The 15,500-nt window shown below is 60.4% G+C and carries 15 protein-coding genes; 5 read left to right on the top strand and 10 right to left on the bottom strand.

Going from position 1 to position 15,500, the window contains the following annotated elements; all coding sequences use genetic code 11:
• Positions 1 to 24: 24 nt before the first annotated feature.
• Both V6L81_RS20405 and V6L81_RS20400 read left to right on the top strand, forming a co-directional pair.
• Positions 25 to 1,293: an MFS transporter gene (locus V6L81_RS20405; RefSeq protein WP_095003379.1), complete on the top strand. Its 1,269-nt coding sequence runs from the start codon at positions 25 to 27 to the stop codon at positions 1,291 to 1,293.
• A gap of 468 nt (positions 1,294 to 1,761) precedes the next feature.
• Positions 1,762 to 2,220 (top strand): REP-associated tyrosine transposase, encoded by a 459-nt coding sequence (locus V6L81_RS20400; protein WP_095032408.1) that lies wholly within the window; start codon positions 1,762 to 1,764, stop codon positions 2,218 to 2,220.
• A 26-nt stretch (positions 2,221 to 2,246) separates the two neighbouring features.
• Here the strand turns inward: V6L81_RS20400 and V6L81_RS20395 are convergent, their stop codons facing one another.
• From V6L81_RS20395 to V6L81_RS20355, 9 genes are all read right to left on the bottom strand, one after another.
• On the bottom strand, positions 2,247 to 2,498 hold the full coding sequence (locus V6L81_RS20395) for a hypothetical protein (protein WP_095001843.1): 252 nt from the start codon (positions 2,496 to 2,498) through the stop codon (positions 2,247 to 2,249).
• An 84-nt stretch (positions 2,499 to 2,582) separates the two neighbouring features.
• Positions 2,583 to 3,893: an MFS transporter gene (locus tag V6L81_RS20390; protein WP_095001842.1), complete on the bottom strand. Its 1,311-nt coding sequence runs from the start codon at positions 3,891 to 3,893 to the stop codon at positions 2,583 to 2,585.
• Positions 3,894 to 3,929: 36 nt separating this feature from the next.
• The gene (gene fucP / locus V6L81_RS20385) at positions 3,930 to 5,156 is read right to left on the bottom strand and encodes an L-fucose:H+ symporter permease (RefSeq protein WP_095001841.1); all 1,227 of its coding nucleotides are present in this window, start codon (positions 5,154 to 5,156) and stop codon (positions 3,930 to 3,932) included.
• Positions 5,157 to 5,304: 148 nt separating this feature from the next.
• Positions 5,305 to 5,646 carry an L-rhamnose mutarotase gene (locus V6L81_RS20380; RefSeq protein ID WP_095001840.1) on the bottom strand — a complete coding sequence of 114 codons (342 nt, stop codon included), beginning with the start codon at positions 5,644 to 5,646 and terminating at the stop codon, positions 5,305 to 5,307.
• Positions 5,643 to 6,419, bottom strand: coding sequence for an SDR family oxidoreductase (locus V6L81_RS20375; protein WP_338660298.1), 777 nt, complete (start codon positions 6,417 to 6,419; stop codon positions 5,643 to 5,645). The genes V6L81_RS20380 and V6L81_RS20375 overlap by 4 nt, the downstream gene beginning before the upstream one ends.
• Positions 6,416 to 7,261 (bottom strand): amidohydrolase, encoded by an 846-nt coding sequence (locus V6L81_RS20370; protein ID WP_095019230.1) that lies wholly within the window; start codon positions 7,259 to 7,261, stop codon positions 6,416 to 6,418. The genes V6L81_RS20375 and V6L81_RS20370 overlap by 4 nt, the downstream gene beginning before the upstream one ends.
• A gap of 24 nt (positions 7,262 to 7,285) precedes the next feature.
• Positions 7,286 to 8,563, bottom strand: a complete 1,278-nt coding sequence (locus tag V6L81_RS20365; protein WP_095019231.1) for an L-fuconate dehydratase — start codon at positions 8,561 to 8,563, stop codon at positions 7,286 to 7,288.
• 14 nt (positions 8,564 to 8,577) lie between these two features.
• The gene (locus V6L81_RS20360) at positions 8,578 to 9,426 is read right to left on the bottom strand and encodes a fumarylacetoacetate hydrolase family protein (protein ID WP_095032406.1); all 849 of its coding nucleotides are present in this window, start codon (positions 9,424 to 9,426) and stop codon (positions 8,578 to 8,580) included.
• A 153-nt stretch (positions 9,427 to 9,579) separates the two neighbouring features.
• Positions 9,580 to 10,320, bottom strand: a complete 741-nt coding sequence (locus tag V6L81_RS20355; RefSeq protein WP_095019233.1) for an SDR family oxidoreductase — start codon at positions 10,318 to 10,320, stop codon at positions 9,580 to 9,582.
• A 238-nt stretch (positions 10,321 to 10,558) separates the two neighbouring features.
• On the opposite strand from V6L81_RS20355, the gene V6L81_RS20350 reads away from it, so the two are divergent.
• The gene (locus V6L81_RS20350) at positions 10,559 to 11,320 is read left to right on the top strand and encodes a FadR/GntR family transcriptional regulator (protein ID WP_095001834.1); all 762 of its coding nucleotides are present in this window, start codon (positions 10,559 to 10,561) and stop codon (positions 11,318 to 11,320) included.
• 120 nt (positions 11,321 to 11,440) lie between these two features.
• Positions 11,441 to 12,658, top strand: a complete 1,218-nt coding sequence (locus V6L81_RS20345; RefSeq protein ID WP_338660297.1) for an EAL domain-containing response regulator — start codon at positions 11,441 to 11,443, stop codon at positions 12,656 to 12,658.
• Here the strand turns inward: V6L81_RS20345 and V6L81_RS20340 are convergent.
• The gene (locus V6L81_RS20340; protein ID WP_218722814.1) at positions 12,651 to 13,949 is read right to left on the bottom strand and encodes a histidine-type phosphatase; all 1,299 of its coding nucleotides are present in this window, start codon (positions 13,947 to 13,949) and stop codon (positions 12,651 to 12,653) included. The two genes, V6L81_RS20345 and V6L81_RS20340, sit on opposite strands and share 8 nt — an antisense overlap.
• A gap of 305 nt (positions 13,950 to 14,254) precedes the next feature.
• Between V6L81_RS20340 and V6L81_RS20335 the strand changes: the two genes are divergently transcribed.
• The gene (locus V6L81_RS20335; RefSeq protein ID WP_165446524.1) at positions 14,255 to 15,496 is read left to right on the top strand and encodes a glutamine synthetase family protein; all 1,242 of its coding nucleotides are present in this window, start codon (positions 14,255 to 14,257) and stop codon (positions 15,494 to 15,496) included.
• The last annotated feature ends 4 nt before the right edge of the window (positions 15,497 to 15,500 follow it).

Here is a 15,500-nt window from a genome sequence, read left to right as displayed (position 1 = left end):
CGCAACCGCTCATGAGAGGCGCGTATGAGAACAATAAAAAGCTACAAGACGCTGACGATCTTCTTCCTGTTCCTGATTGGCGTGGTCAACTACCTTGACCGCAGCGCCTTATCCATCGCCAACACCACCATCCAGAAAGACCTGGCCATCAGCCCGATGCAAATGGGGGTGATGCTCTCGGCGTTCTCCATTGCCTACGCCTTTTCACAACTGCCTCTTGGTGCCTTGATCGACAAGTTGGGCAGCAAGCTGGCACTGGGTGGATCGCTGGTGGTGTGGTCGGTTGCGCAGGCGGCCTTCGGCCTGTTCAGCAGCTATGGCCATCTGGTTGGCTTGCGGGTGTTGCTGGGGATAGGTGAGGCACCGGTGTTTCCTTCGGCGGCCAAGGCATTGTCAGAGTGGTTCGATACCCAGGAGCGCGGCACGGCGACCGGCTGGGTGTGGTCTTCGACCTGTATCGGCCCGTGCCTGGCGCCGCCGTTGCTGACCGTGTTCATGGTGCATCTGGGCTGGCGCGGGATGTTTATCCTTACCGGCGTCATGGGACTGGTATTGGCACTGTGCTGGTTCAAGTTCTACAAGAGCAAGGCGCAATACATGGCCGAGACAGGTCGTGCGGAACCGGTGCCGGTGCAACAGGTCAAGGCGGCGAAAGTGCGCTGGACCTCGTTGTTCAGGGATCGCAACACCTGGGGGGCGTTCCTCGGGTTTATGGGTGTGATTTACATGATCTGGCTCAATCTCACCTGGTTGCCCGGTTATTTTGAGCGTGAGCACGGTCTGGATCTGTATCGCACGGCCTGGGTGGTATCGCTGGCTTATTTGTTTGGCGCGTTGGGCACCATTGTGGCCGGTAAATGCTGTGATCGACTGGTGGCGCGAGGCATGCGGGTATTGGCCAGCCGCAAGCTGATGGTGATTCTGGGGCTGCTGGGCGGGGCGCTGTTTACCCTGATTGTGGCCTTTACCACCAACGTGGTGGCGTGCGTGATCCTGCTGTGCCTGACCATGTTCTTTATCAACATCTCCAGTGCCACGGCGTGGATGATCGTCAACACCATTGTGCCGTCGGAGCGTGTGGCTTCGTTTGGCTCGATCCAGAACTTTGGCGGTTACCTGGCAGGTTCCATAGCGCCGATCCTGACTGGATTCAGCGTGCAGCAGAGCGGTTCGTTTTCCTCGGCATTTGTGATCAGTGCGGTGGTGGCGGCGTGTTCGGCCTTTGCCTACTTTGCGTTGCTCAAGGAGCCGCAGGCACCGGAAGCGCCCTTGGCCACCCTTGCTCCCGCCTGACTGAGCCCTTGTGGGCGCGGGCTTGCTCGCGATGGCATCCCCGGGGTGCGCCAGCCAGACCGCGTTGTGTGCATCGCAGGCAATCCAGCTCCCACAGTTTTTGCGGTGCTCACAAGATCCGGGGTCAGCCGCGTACCTCTGTGGGAGCGGGCTTGCTCGCGATGGCATCCCCGGGGTGCGCCAGCCAGACCGCGTTGTTTGCATCGCAGGCAAGCCAGCTCCCACAGTTTTTGCGGTGCTCACAAGATCCGGGGTCAGCCGCGTACCTCTGTGGGAGCGGGCTTGCTCGCGATGGCATCCCCGGAGTGCTCCAGCCAGACCGCGTTGTGTGCATCGCAGGCAATCCAGCTCCCACAGGTTTGCGGTGATCACAAAAAAGTCCCACGACATATCCCGTCAAACGATGCCCGTTGTGGCTGGCCCGCTACTGACTAGCCTTTGAAATTCATCAACTCATAGAGTCAGGCCATGCCTTCTTTTTCTGCCTCCCACCGCCTGCGCCGTGGTCGTTACAGCGAGCAAAATCGCATTTATCTTCTGACCGCCAATACGCTTGAACGCCAACCGATTTTCCTGAACTGGCGTGTAGGCCGACGGGTGGTCGAACAGTTCAAGCGGGCACAAGAGCAGGGGCTGGCCACTTCGCTGGCATGGGTGGTGATGCCGGATCACTTTCATTGGCTGATCAGCCTTGATAAAGGCTCGCTGGATGAGTTGATGTGTCGCACAAAATCGTTGAGCGCCCGCGCGATCAACCAGTCCACTGGGCAAACAGGCCGCCGTTGGCAGCAGGGCTACCACGACCATGCCTTGCGGCGTGATGAAGATATCAAGCAGATGGCCCGTTATGTGATTGCCAACCCGCTGCGCGCCGGGCTGGTCCAGCGGGTGGGGGACTACCCCTTGTGGTACGCAATCTGGGTTTGATCCCACAGGGGGATAGGTGTTTACCGTTACAACCACGACTCGGTAATGCGCCGGTCCAGTTCTTCCCAGTCAGCCATGCCCAGCACCCGGGTGGTGTTGAGGCCGCGCAGGTAGCCGCGCAGCTGTTGGGCACTGGCCTGGATGTCGGCAGTCGGAGTGTTTGCGCTGTGCAGCGTCTCTTCGTAGAGGCTCAGGTATTCGTTTACGCGGTCGCGGTACTCGGGCAGTACCGCTTCACGGATCAGGTCGAAGGTGCGCAGTTTTTGATTGGTATTCACGGGTCACCCTTTGTGAGTTTACGGGCTGTTGTTTGTTACCCAATGTAGCTCACATGTGACCCGTGTTAATACCCGCAGTGCCCCTCAGTGTGGTGTGGCTGCCGGGGCCGGGAGTTTGCCCGGATTGCCGCTCGCCCTCGCTGAGCGAATCAGCATCAATGCGCCCAGCAGCGCCGTGCCGGCCAGAAAGTACATGCCCGCGTGCGGGTTGTTGAAGTAGCCCTCGGCCCAGGTTTTGACCGTGGGTGCAAGAAAACCGCCCAGGTTGCCCAGGGCACCGATCACGGCAATCCCGCTGGCCGCCGCTGCACCACCCAGAAAGCGGGTAGGCAGTGTCCAGAACAACGGTTGCACGGTGATAAAACCGGCGGCAGCCACGCAGAACGCCATAATCACCAGCACCAGGTTGCCACTCAAGGTCGAGCCGATCATGCCCACTGCGGCCATTGCCAGCATCAATGCGGCATAGCGGGTTTGTTGGCCCTTGCGGTCAGCATGGCGTGTCACCAGGTACAGCATGCATACGGTGGCAATCCACGGAATGGAGGTCAGGGCGCCGACCTTAAGGCCAATGCCGGTACCCAGCAACTCGGCGATCCGCGTTGGCAGGTAGAACAGCACGCCATACACGCTGACCTGAATGGTGAAGTAGATCAGGGTGAAGTACAGCACCACCGGGTTGAACATTGCTGCACGCCACGACGACGGGCCTTTGTTGGCTTTTTGCAGTTGCTCTTTTTCCAGCTCGTGTTCGATCGCGGCCTTTTCTTCGGTGTTCAGCCACTTGGCATCCCGGGGTTTGTCGGTCAGGTAGAAGAACGCGAATACGCCGATGATCGAGGCCGCCAGGCCTTCGGTGACAAACATCCATTGCCAGCCGGTAAGGCCGAACTGCGCGCTTTCCAGCAACCAGCCCGATACCGGGCCGCCCACCATCAACGACACCGGCACGCCAAAATAGTAAATGCCATAGGCCGAGCCACGCTGGTTCTGCGGGAACCAGTAGGTCAGGTACAACACCACCCCCGGCGATAGCCCGGCTTCGGCTACGCCCAGCAGAAACCGCAGGATATAGAAGCTGGTTTCGTCGTGGGCAAACATCATCGCCGCTGAGACCAGGCCCCAGGTCACCATGATCCGGCTCAGCCAGATGCGTGCGCCGATCTTGTGCAGCATCAGGTTGCTCGGTACTTCGAACACGGCATAGCCGATAAAGAAAATCCCCGCACCCAGGGCAAATGCCGCGTTGCTCAGGCCGGTGTCCGCCTGCAGGGCGTGTTTGGCAAAGCCGATATTGGAACGATCGATGATCGCCATGGCGAACATCAGGGCGACAAAGGGCAGGATGCGCCAGCGGATCTTGCTCAGCGCCTGTTGCAGTGCGGGGTTGGTCATGGGGTGCTCCGTTATTGTTTTTGTGGAGTACAGCAATCAGATTTTTTTCAGGGCAGCACGGGCATAGGCAGCGACGATTACAAAACAGCCCATTGGCAACAGATAGGCCACGGCCGTGGAGGAGTGGTCGGCCACCAGACCCATCACATAGGGCAGCAGCGCGCCGCCAACTATGGCCATGATCATGAACGAGCTGCCGCGCTTGGTATGTGGGCCGAGGTTTTTCACGCCCATGGCAAACAGGGTGGGGAACATGATCGACATAAAGAAGAACGTCGCCACCAGCGCGACCACCGATACACCTTCAAACCCCAGCACCACCACCGCACACAGCGCCACGTTGATCAGCGCATAGATCAGCAGCAGGCGCTGGGCATTGACCCTGCCCATCAGCCAGGTGCTGAAAAAGCGTCCGAACATAAAGCTGAGCATGGCCACCGAAAGCAGATACGCGGCTTGCTGGCTGCTCATCTGCGCCCAGTGCTCGGTGACGTAGTTGATAAAAAACGCCCCCACGCCAACTTGTGCTCCCACATAAAAGAACTGGGTGATAACCCCCGTGACGAATTCGCGGTGTTGCCACAGGCCTTTGTGGTCGTGCTGCGCAACTTGCACTTCCTGCTCGCGCAGGTCGGGCAGCGCAGTGCGGGCGATAAGGATGGCCACCAGCAACACCAGTGCGGCAATCACCAGATAGGTCATTTGCAGCGATTGTGTGGTGTCGGTGCTGTTGGCACCGCTGAAGAACAGTGCGCCGCCAATCAAGGGGCCGAAAAACTGCCCCAGGCCGTTGAACGACTGCGCCAGGTTCAGGCGGCGCTCGGCACCGGCGGGTTCACCCAGCACCGTGGCGTAGGGGTTGGCGGCGGTTTCCAGGCAGCCCAGGCCGCAGGCAATCACAAACAGCGCGAACAGGAAAAACTGAAAACTCTGCGCCGCAGCGGCGGGCATAAACAGCAGGGCGCCAGTGGCGTAGAGGCACAGGCCCAGCAGGATGCCGGCCTTGTAGCCGTACCTGTCCATCAGCAAACCGGCGGGCAGGGCGATCAGAAAATACGCGCCAAAGTAGGCGCTTTGCAGCAGGCCCGACTGCGCCTTGCTGACGTGCAGGGTTTCCTGGAAGTGCTTGTTGAGCACATCGAGCAAGCCATAGGACAGGCCCCAGAGAAAAAACAGGCAGGTGACCAGGATCAGTGCCCGGCGATAGGACGTGACCGCCCGGGTAAAGGACGGCGCTGCGACGTTCGGGTGCTTGAGTGACATGACGCATCTCCTTCTTATTGTTGTGAGTTCGGCGTTGTGGTTTGCGTGGATCTACACCCTGTGGGAGCGAGCCTGCTCGCGATGCAGGCGGCTCGGTTTGCCTGACCACCGCGGTGATGCCATCGCGAGCAGGCTCGCTCCCACAGGGTCAGGGAGAATCTTTCAGGCTGAAAATCTGTGCCATTGGCGCCCATTTTTCACCGGGCTTTGTCCAGGGTGTAGGCTGCTGAAAACGCCACATCAGCGCTTCCCATTCCTGCACCTTGGGGTCGCTGGCGCCAGCCCGGGCAAAGGCCTCGGCGCTAAACCCCGGGGCTGTGTCCATGACCATGAACAGCCGCGTGCCCAGGCGCCATATCTGCATGTCGAGCACGCCATACCCGCGCAAATGGGCGCTGATCTGCGGCCAGATGTTCTGGTGCAAGCGCTCATACTCGGCAATCAGCGCCGGGTCGTCCTTAAGGTCCAGCGCCAGGCATTGGCGGTTCATGTCAGCGCCCGGTCCAGGTGGGTGTAGCCACCGTCCACCACCAGCCATTGCCCGGTGGTGTGGGAGGCGCGCGGGGAGAGCAAAAACAGCACGCTGTCGGCGATTTCTGCGGCCGTGGTCATGCGCCGGCCCAGGGGAATTTTTTCAACAATGCTCGCCAGCTTGGCTTGCGGGTCGGCGAAGGTGTCGATCCAGCGCTCGTACAAGGGGGTCATGACTTCGGCCGGGATCACCGAATTGACCCGGATCCCGTCAGCCAGCAATGAAGTGGCCCATTCGCGGGTCAACGACAGTTGCGCGCCCTTGGCGGCGGTGTAGCCGCTGGTCCCGCCTTGCCCGGTGAGGGCCGTCTTGGAGCTGATATTGACGATGGCACCGCGGCTGGCCTTGAGCGCATCGACGCACAGATGGGTCATGAGATAATAATGGATGAGGTTTTTTTCCAGTGACTCGACAAAGGCCGAGCGCCCGGCTTCAAGGCCAACGCCATCGTTGACCCCGGCGTTATTGACCAGCCCGTCAATGCGCCCGAAGCGTTGCAGCACGCTGGCGACTGCCGCGCGGCAGGCGTCTTCGTCGCGCAGTTCGACCTGCACAAACAGGCTCTGCGCCCCGCGCTGATCCAATTGCCGGGCCAGCTCATCGGACAGCGGGCTGTGGCCGAAAATCACCGGGATCGCACCTTCGTCAGCCAGCCCCAGGGTGATGGCTGCGCCGATCCCCGAGCCGCCGCCGGTCACGATAAACACCTTGTCTTGCAGATGCAGATTCATTGCGTCACTCCCTCTATGTTGTAGACGCGGCACGCCGTACCACCCCAGATGGCCGCGTGCTCTGACACGCTGGCGACCAGGGTGTGAGTGGCCTCGTAGTCGCTGGCCAACAGGCACACCGGCCAGTCGGAACCGAACATCAGGCGCTCGGGGCCAAACAGTTCCAGTGCCATGTGCAAATAGGGCGTCAGTTGTGCGCTGGACCAGTCCTGCCAATGGGCTTCGGTGATCAGCCCTGACAGCTTGCAGCTGACGTGGGGCAGGGCCGCCAACGGTGCCAGTTGGCTGGCCCAGGTTTTCAAGTCCCCGGCCTGGATATCGGGTTTGCCCAGGTGGTCGAGTACCAGATGGTGCTGGTCATGCTGCTGGCACAGTTCGGTAACCGTGCGCAGATCCCGGGCCTTGACCAGCACTTCGTAGACCAGTCCCTGGCGTTGCAAGGTATGCAAGCCACGGCTGAACCCCGGATTTTGGATAAACTGGGCGAGCGAGGGTTCGTCCTGCAACTGATGACGAAAGCCACGCAAAACCGGCGCTTGCGCCCAGCGCTCAAGCGATTGCTCAAGGTCGCGGGCACACAGGTCGACCCAGCCCACCACGGCGCGAATCCACGGGTAGCGCTGCGCCAGTTGCAACAGTTGATCGGTTTCACTGGCACAGGCGCGGGCCTGCACGGCGATGCAACCGTCGAATCCGCCAGCATCGAGCAAGGGCCGCAGATCATCGGGGGTAAAGTCCTGGCGCAAACCGCTCATGTCGCGACCTATCCACGGATAGGCCGCGGCGTCATAGCGCCAGAAGTGCTGGTGTGCATCCAGTCGTAGTGAGTGTGGGGACGACATTATTGTTGTACTCCGTCCGTTTGCTTAGCCCCGGTAGCGGTACTGCTCGCGGGAGGCGGCCTTCATCTGGATCGAGAAGCCCGGAGCCTGTGGTGGCATATAGGCCGCGTTGCGGATCACGCAGGGGTCTTCGAAGTGCTCGTGCAGATGGTCGACAAATTCCACCACCCGGCCTTCGTGAGTCCCGGCGATGCACAGGTAGTCGATCATCGACAGGTGCTGCACGTACTCGCACAGACCAACGCCGCCTGCGTGCGGACATACCGGCAGGTTGTACTTGGCGGCCATCAGCATCACGGCCAGCACTTCATTGACCCCGCCCAGGCGGCAGGCGTCGATCTGCACCACGTCAATGGCTTCACGCATGATCAGTTGCTTGAACACGATACGGTTCTGGCACATTTCGCCGGTCGCTACCTTGACCGGGCTGACACCCAGGCGGATTTTTCGATGACCTTCGACGTCGTCCGGGCTGGTTGGCTCTTCGATAAACCACGGGTTGGCGAATGACAGTTCGCGCACCCAGTCGATGGCCGCGTCCACTTCCCATACCTGATTGGCGTCGATCATCAGCTTGCGATCCGGGCCCAGTACTTCCCGGGCGATGCGCACGCGGCGGATATCGTCCTGCAGGTCGTGGCCGACTTTCAATTTGACGTGAGAGAAGCCCGCATCCACCGCTTCCTGACACAGCCTGCGCAGTTTGTCGTCGGCATAGCCCAGCCAGCCGGCGGAGGTGGTGTAGCAGGGGTAGCCTTCAGCCTCGAGCAAGGCCAGTCGCTCGGCCTTGCCATTGGCGCGCTCGCGCAGCAGGGTCAGAGCTTCTGCCGGGGTGATGCAGTCGGTGATATAACGAAAGTCGATACAGCGCACCAGTTCTTCGGGGCTCATGTCTGCCACCAGACGCCACACCGGCTTGCCTTCGGCCTTGGCCCACAGGTCCCAGGCGGCGTTGACCACCGCACCGGTGGCCAGGTGGATGGCGCCCTTGTCCGGGCCGATCCAGCGCAACTGGCTGTCGCTGGTCACGTGGTGCCAGAAACGGCCCATGTCTTCGGCGATCCACTCCAGCTTCAAACCCACCAGCAGGCTGGCCAGGGCCTTGATCGAGGCACAGCAGATTTCGTTGCCGCGGCCGATGGTGAAGGTCAGGCCATGGCCTTCAAGGCCGGGGGTGTCGGTTTCGAGGATGACATAGGCCGCCGAGTAGTCAGGGTCCGGGTTCATCGCGTCAGAACCGTCGAGGGATTGCGAGGTGGGGAAGCGGATATCTTCAACCCGTACGGCAGTAATTGTGGTCATGGTATGGCTCCCTGTCAGTCGGCGTTCACGGTGCGTTGCTGTTGTTCGCCCAGCCCGCTGATGCCCAGGCGCATGGTCTGGCCGGCACGCAGGTAGACAGGCTCGGGTTTGATACCCAGGCCGACGCCTGGCGGGGTGCCGGTGGAAATCACATCCCCCGGTTGCAGGCTCATGAACTGGCTGAGGTAGCTGATGATTTTCGGGATCTGGAAGATCATCGTGCGGGTGTTGCCGTTCTGGTAGCGGTGGCCATCCACTTCCAGCCACAGGTCGAGCTGGTGCGGATCGGCGATTTCGTCGCGGGTCACCAGCCACGGGCCCAGCGGGCCGAAAGTGTCGCAGCCTTTGCCTTTGTCCCAGGTACCGCCCAGCTCCAGCTGGAACTCGCGCTCGGAGACGTCGTTGATCACGCAGTAACCGGCCACGTGTTCCATGGCCTGGTTTTCGCTGATATAGCGACCGCCTTTACCGATCACCACACCCAGCTCGACTTCCCAGTCGGTTTTGCGCGAATTGCGCGGGATTTCGACGTTGTCGTTGGGGCCGACGATGGCGCTGGTCCATTTGCTGAACACCACCGGTTCGGCGGGGATTGCGGCACCGGTTTCGGCAGCATGGTCGGCGTAGTTCAGGCCGATGCAGATAAATTTTCCGACCTGGCCGACGCAGGCGCCGATACGGGGGGAGCCCTCAACCAGTGGCAGGGTGGACGGGTCGATATCTTGCAGGCGGGCAATGCTTTCGGGGCTCAGGGTCTGGCCTGCGATATCCGCGACCACTGCCGACAAATCGCGCAGTTGGCCGTCGTTGTCGAGCAGGGCGGGACGCTCCTGGCCTTTTTCACCGTAACGCAGCAGTTTCATAAACAATCCTTTTTGGGGGAGGGGCAGGGCCCAGTGGGAGCAGGCTTGCTGCAGGAGCGGGCTTGCTGGCGATGGCATCAGCGCGATTTGCCTGATACAGCGCAGCGATCCAATCGCGAGCAAGCCCGCTCCCACAAGGTCAAAAGCTTGCGGCTAGTTACTCCAGCCGCCATCAATGATTTGTGCCGTGCCGGTGGTAAAGCCGCTGGCACTTGAGCCCAGGTACAGCGCCAACTGGGCGATTTCCTCGGCGGTGCCAATGCGGCCCATGGGCTGGCGCGCGGCAAAGGCGGCATACACCTCGTCCACGCTGCGGCCTTCGCGCTCGGCCTGTTCGCGAATACGCTGGCGCAGGGAAGGGGAGTCGACGGTGCCGGGGCAGATGGCGTTGCAGCGGATGTTCTGGCTCACAAAGTCAGCCGCTACAGAACGGGTCAGGCCAATCACCGCGCCTTTGCTGGCGCAGTAGGCAAAACGGTTGGGCACGCCTTTGACGCTGGAGGCGACCGAGGCCATGTTGATGATCGAGCCTCCGCCGCTGCCCAGCATGCCCGGCAAAAAAGCGCGGATCATGCGGTACATGGCTGTCACGTTGAGGTCCAGGGCGAAGTTCCAGTCCTTTTCTTCGCATTCCAGGATAGTGCCGCTGTGCACCACGCCCGCGCAGTTGAACAGCACATCCAGTGGGCCCAGCTGTTTGGCCAGGCGCTCGATGGCAGCAGCATCGGTGACGTCCAGAACATGTTTGTGCGCGCCCTCAAGGGCGTCGAGGGCGCCGGCATTGATATCGGCGGCGAAGACTTCGGCACCGGCGGCGAGGTATGCCTGGACGGTGGCCTGGCCAATCCCCTGCGCAGCGGCAGTGATCAGCACACGTTTGCCGGAAAGATCCATGGGTGCTCCGTTACGATGTCATTGTTTTTATAGTTGGCCCAATGGTCAGGCCATTGGGGGCGTAGCAAATGGCAAAACGACACAAGTACAAGGATAAGGTTTGCTATGATCGCTTTACGATATCCATCCAATGGTCAGGCCATTGGGCCTTTTGTAGCATGCACCTCAAGCTTCAACAAGCGTCTTTTTCAGCTCCAAGTGCTTGTCGAATGCTGTCCAAACCAGAGCTTATTTCCTGATGCCATTTCAAGTTATTGATAACCAACGGCTTTATCGGCAAATCGCTGATCAGCTACGCGCCTTGATCGACAGCGGTGAATTTCCGCCGGGCAGCCGTTTGCCAGCCGAGCGTGAACTGGCCAAGTTGCTGGGTGTAAGTCGTGCCTCGGTACGTGAGGCGATGATTGCGCTTGAAGTGATAGGTCTGGTGGATGTACGCGTCGGTAACGGGGTACTGGTCTGTGAGCCGCCGGTGCAGGCGGTGTCAGATGAACCGGTTATGGCCCAGGCTACGCGCAACCAGTGGAAAGAACTGGACCCCGAGCTGAACCTTGAAATCGACTTCAATGCCGAAATTCCACCGTTCGCGCTGTTGCAGGCCCGTCGCCTGATTGAGCCCGAAGCGGCGGCGCTGGCGGCGATCAATGCCAGTGACGAGGAGTTGGCGGGCATCCGCGAAGCTTTTGAACGCAACGTTCAGGACAACCGCGAAGGGTCCCACACCCACCCCGGCGATCGTCTGTTCCATATCCGCATTGCCCAGGCCTCGGACAACCCGGCCTATGCCCTGATGATCCAGCATCTATTGGGCCATCGTTACGGCAGCATGTTCCAGCGCCTGCAAAACCACTACACCCCACAGGATATGACCCATCGCTCGGAAGATGAGCACCGCCGTATCCTGCTGGCGCTCGAGCAGCACGATGCGCCCGCCGCACGGCAGGCAATGGCCGAGCACCTGGATGAAGTGATCCGTATATTCAGTCGCAGCGCGCGCTGACATTCAATCGCCAGTCGGGAGGGTTGGCATTAGTCCTACATTTATTGGGACTTTTCCTAGGTAAAAATCTTTCAGCATTCGAGATGATTGACCTACACCGTTTCTCGATGGTTCATCTTAATGCCTGGAAATCCCCTGCGTGTCCTGATCCTGGAAGATGACAGTTTCCAGCGTGCCGTCGCGGTAAGCATGTTTCGCTCCCTGGGTTGCCATGACGTGTTTGAGGCCAGTGACGGCAGCCAGGCGTTGACGGTTCTTCAGCAAGTGGGGCCGGTGGATATCGCCGTGTGCGATTTGCAGATGGATGGCATGGACGGCCTGGCGTTTTTGCGTCGCGTGGGCAGGACGGGGCAAGTCCGGTCGATTATTGTCAGCAGTGCGCTGTCGGCCGATTTGCGTTGTGCTGCGCATCAGCTCATTGCCCTGTTGGGGCTCGAGTTGCTTGGCGATGCCGGCAAACCGTTGTATGCCGCTGTGCTGCAACCTCTGTTACTCAAGTATCAAAGCAGTATCTGCACGCTCGGACCTGTACCGGGCAGCACGCTGTCACTGGCTTGCGAGGACGAAGTGCGTCAGGCTCTGGCCCTGCAGCAATTGCAGGCCTGGTATCAACCCAAGTTCAATCTGCAAACCGGCGATGTGACCGGAGTCGAAGTGCTTTGCCGTTGGCTGCACCCCGATAAGGGCGTGCTACCACCGGCGGTATTTATCCCGGTGCTGGAGCGCTGCGGCTTGATGGACGAGTTGCTGTTTGCCCAACTCGATCAGGCGTTGAGCCTGCAAGAGCAAGCACGGACCCGGGGTTATCCCTTGAACATGGCGTTCAACCTGCAAGCGTCGCAACTGGCTAACAGTCAGCTGACTTATACCCTAAAGGGGGTTCTGACCCGTCATGTCACGCCGGGCTCCAGGTTGACATTCGAATTGACTGAAACCGGTTTGCTGCAAGCTCCGGTCGCCAGCCTGGAGAATCTGGTGCGCCTGCGCATGATGGGCTGCCGGTTATCAATTGACGATTTTGGTGCCGGTTTTTCGTCATTGCAGCGGCTGTGCCAGTTGCCATTCACCGAAATCAAGCTGGACGGTGAATTTGTGGGCAACCTGGAGCATGAACCGCGTTGCGCCGCCGTGATCGCCAGCACCCTGGCCCTGGGTAAAGCCTTGGGTATGTCGGTGGTTATTGAAGGGATTGAAACCGAGGCACAGTCCCAGCGTTTGCTGGCCATGGGCTGTGTTGAAGGGCAGGGTTACTGGTTTGCGCGGCCCATGAGCGGGCAGGACTTGCTGTGCTGGTTGCAGCAACGTGAAGCAAGCCCTGCCTTGACCACAACTAGTTGAAGGTGTAGGGCGTCAGCGCGGTGGGGTCGATGTTCTGCTCGACTTTGACCATCGCATCCTTGAGCGGGCAGAGCAGGCCTGCGCTGGTTTTGCGGCAGTCACCGGCGCTTTGGAAATCGCTCCTGAGGGGTTTTTGCGTGTCGGTCAGTTGGGTCAGGTTACGAATCTGATCCATTGACTGGGCCTCAAAGGCGATGCGCAAAAAGTACTCGCCGGTTTTGACTTCCTTGTAACGTTCGAACTGCAACGTACCCACGGGCGGGATGTTGTTGGCGATGTAATCTCCCTGCTTCCAGCCGAAGCCGAGCATGGTGCGCAGGTAAGAGATATTGGTGTCGTGAGCCACCAGCAGCATCAGCGGTACATCGGGCGGGCTATCCGGCGCGTCTTTCTGTTCCAGCGGGGTGCCCTGCTTGAGTTCCAGGGCAATCTGGTTCATCAGCTCGGAAGCGCCGCGGCTGGCGATATAGGGGATGTCGTTGAGGTAGTCGTACTTGGCCTTGGTCAGCACCATCAGGCTGGATACCTCGGCGGCGGTGCGGCCGTTGCCGAAGGCGACCTTGTCCAGTGGCAGGCCCTGGCTATATTCCAGACGGAACACTTCGCCCATATTGGCACCTGCGCTCAGGCCCTTGATCGCGAAACGGCCCTTGGCGTTTTGTTCCAGTGTCCAGTCCTGTTTGCCATACGGGCAATCGGTGGCAGGCAGGCAGACGACCTCCCTGAGTTTTTCTTCAAAGGGTTTGTAGCGTGCCTGTGCGGCTTCGACGCTGCCGCCCAGAGCCTTGAGGATTTCAGCTTTGGCCTTGGCCGGATCGAGCGCGGCAAAGGGCATTTCATTGGCCTGGAACAGGGCATCCTGCTTGCCGTGGACATAGCCCGGTTGCAGGCCGCAGCCGGGGAACATGCCATCGAGCAAGGCCTGGGCCGTGGCCTTGGTGCGTTGCAGGGGGCTGGCGTGTACCAGCAACTGGCTGGCATCCGGGCAGCCCCGGGGGATCAGCCCGGCGTCGCGCAGCACTTCACCACGGTAGCGGCCCATTTCCACCGCGCCGGTATAGCCGTGGCCGGTCAGGTTACCGAAGGGCACCAGCCAGGTTGGCCATTTGCGCTGGGTGACCGAGGTCAGCAGTTTTTCATTGGATTCGGTAGGCGGGCGCACTCCATGGCGGCTGACCTGCACGACTTTATCCAGCACATAGCCATCGCTGCTGGGTATCTGGGCCAAGGCTGCGGGGCTGAACAGGCTGGCCAGCAACAGGCCGGTATAAAGCGGGGGCAGCGTCTTCATCGATCTTCCTTTGGGTCTTCCTGACACAGTGGGCGAAGAGTCTAGTCGGCAAATAAGACAAACGCCGAGCTCCGTAGCAGTTGCCGAAGGAAGGTTCACTGTTTTCGCGAGATTTGTGCGGTGCTCGCTTGAAATTCCGAACAGGCAGTGCGTATTTTGTAGCCATTGCCCTGCGCGGCCTGCTTAACAACAAGGATAGTGGCATGAATAGCGATGGCCAGGGTTTGCTCGCACAGCGATTGGCGGGTATTGATGAGATTGAATGCGTCACCCCCGACCTCAATGGCGTGCCCCGTGGCAAGGTGATGACTGCTGCGGGGTTTATAGAAGGGCGGCGCTTGCAGATGGCCCGTGGCGTGCTGCTGCAATGCATCATGGGTGGCTACCCGGAGTCACGCTTTTATGGCGGCGAGGACGGTGATCTTGCCTTGGTGCCAGACCTCACCCAGCTTCATCGCCTGCCCTGGAGCCAGCCAACCCGTGCCCTGGCCATTTGCGATGCCGATGAGCTCAGCGGTGAAAGCTCGCGTCTGTCGACCCGTGGCCAGTTGAAAGCGGTGATCGCCCGCTACGCGGCGCGGGGACTGGCGCCGGTGGTAGCGACCGAGCTGGAGTTCTTTGTGTTTGCGCACAACCCCGATCCGGCCCAGCCGTTCCGCCCGCCCGTGGGCCTGGACGGGCGCCGTGAAGACGGATTTTCGGCGTTCAGCATCAGCTCCAACAACGGCTTGCGGCCTTTTTTCAATGAGGTGTACCTGTGCATGGCGGCACTGGGCTTGCCCCGTGACACCTTTATGCACGAGATGGGCGTCAGCCAGTTCGAGATCAACCTGCTGCACGGTGATCCGATGCTGCTGGCCGACCAGACTTTTCTGTTCAAGCACCTGCTCAAGGAAGTTGCCCTCAAGCATGGCCTTAACGTGGTGTGCATGGCCAAGCCGCTGGCGCACACGGCCGGCAGTTCGATGCATATTCACCAGAGCGTGGTCGAGGCGGCCAGCGGGCGAAACGTGTTCAGCGACGAAGCGGGGCAGCCGACAGCCACCTTCCGCCATTTTATCGGCGGGCAGCAGGCGGGCATGGCGGACTTTACCGCGTTGTTTGCGCCGAACGTAAATTCCTATCAGCGCTTGTTCCACCCCTATGCGTCGCCGAACAACGCGTGCTGGTCCCATGACAACCGGAGTGCGGGTTTACGCATTCCAGCCAGCTCACCTGCGGCGCGGCGGGTTGAAAACCGTTTGCCGGGGGCGGACGCCAACCCCTACCTGGCAATTGCCGCCAGCCTCGCGGCAGGGTTATATGGCATCGAGCGTGGGCTTGAACCGAGTGCTGCGATCCAGGGTGAGTTCCAGGTGCCCGAGGCGCTGACATTGCCCTGCACCTTGCACGCGGCACTGGCACGCCTGGCCCGTAGTGAAATGGCGATTGAACTGTTCGGCACTGAGTTCATCGAAGGTTACGTTGCGTCCAAGACGCTGGAACTGACCAGCTTCCATGACGAAATCACGCCCTGGGAACGTCGCGTTCTTGCGGCTCAGGCTTGACCGT

The organism is Pseudomonas bubulae (assembly GCF_037023725.1).
GTDB classification, from domain to species: domain Bacteria; phylum Pseudomonadota; class Gammaproteobacteria; order Pseudomonadales; family Pseudomonadaceae; genus Aquipseudomonas; species Aquipseudomonas bubulae.
The sequence above is the reverse complement of the archived record's forward strand: the minus strand, read 5'-3'. Positions and strand labels throughout refer to the sequence as shown.

Excerpts from the sequence above, each read along its gene's own strand:
- V6L81_RS20400 (WP_095032408.1), top strand. The coding sequence starts at position 1,762 with ATGCCTTCTTTTTCTGCCTCCCACCGCCTGCGCCGTGGTCGTTACAGC.
- V6L81_RS20405 (WP_095003379.1), top strand. The coding sequence starts at position 25 with ATGAGAACAATAAAAAGCTACAAGACGCTGACGATCTTCTTCCTGTTC.
- V6L81_RS20340 (WP_218722814.1), bottom strand. The coding sequence starts at position 13,949 with ATGAAGACGCTGCCCCCGCTTTATACCGGCCTGTTGCTGGCCAGCCTG.
- V6L81_RS20380 (WP_095001840.1), bottom strand. The coding sequence starts at position 5,646 with ATGAACCGCCAATGCCTGGCGCTGGACCTTAAGGACGACCCGGCGCTG.
- V6L81_RS20350 (WP_095001834.1), top strand. The coding sequence starts at position 10,559 with ATGCCATTTCAAGTTATTGATAACCAACGGCTTTATCGGCAAATCGCT.
- V6L81_RS20365 (WP_095019231.1), bottom strand. The coding sequence starts at position 8,563 with ATGACCACAATTACTGCCGTACGGGTTGAAGATATCCGCTTCCCCACC.
- fucP (WP_095001841.1), bottom strand. The coding sequence starts at position 5,156 with ATGTCACTCAAGCACCCGAACGTCGCAGCGCCGTCCTTTACCCGGGCG.
- V6L81_RS20390 (WP_095001842.1), bottom strand. The coding sequence starts at position 3,893 with ATGACCAACCCCGCACTGCAACAGGCGCTGAGCAAGATCCGCTGGCGC.
- V6L81_RS20345 (WP_338660297.1), top strand. The coding sequence starts at position 11,441 with ATGCCTGGAAATCCCCTGCGTGTCCTGATCCTGGAAGATGACAGTTTC.
- V6L81_RS20375 (WP_338660298.1), bottom strand. The coding sequence starts at position 6,419 with ATGAATCTGCATCTGCAAGACAAGGTGTTTATCGTGACCGGCGGCGGC.
- V6L81_RS20360 (WP_095032406.1), bottom strand. The coding sequence starts at position 9,426 with ATGAAACTGCTGCGTTACGGTGAAAAAGGCCAGGAGCGTCCCGCCCTG.
- V6L81_RS20370 (WP_095019230.1), bottom strand. The coding sequence starts at position 7,261 with ATGTCGTCCCCACACTCACTACGACTGGATGCACACCAGCACTTCTGG.
- V6L81_RS20335 (WP_165446524.1), top strand. The coding sequence starts at position 14,255 with ATGACTGCTGCGGGGTTTATAGAAGGGCGGCGCTTGCAGATGGCCCGT.
- V6L81_RS20355 (WP_095019233.1), bottom strand. The coding sequence starts at position 10,320 with ATGGATCTTTCCGGCAAACGTGTGCTGATCACTGCCGCTGCGCAGGGG.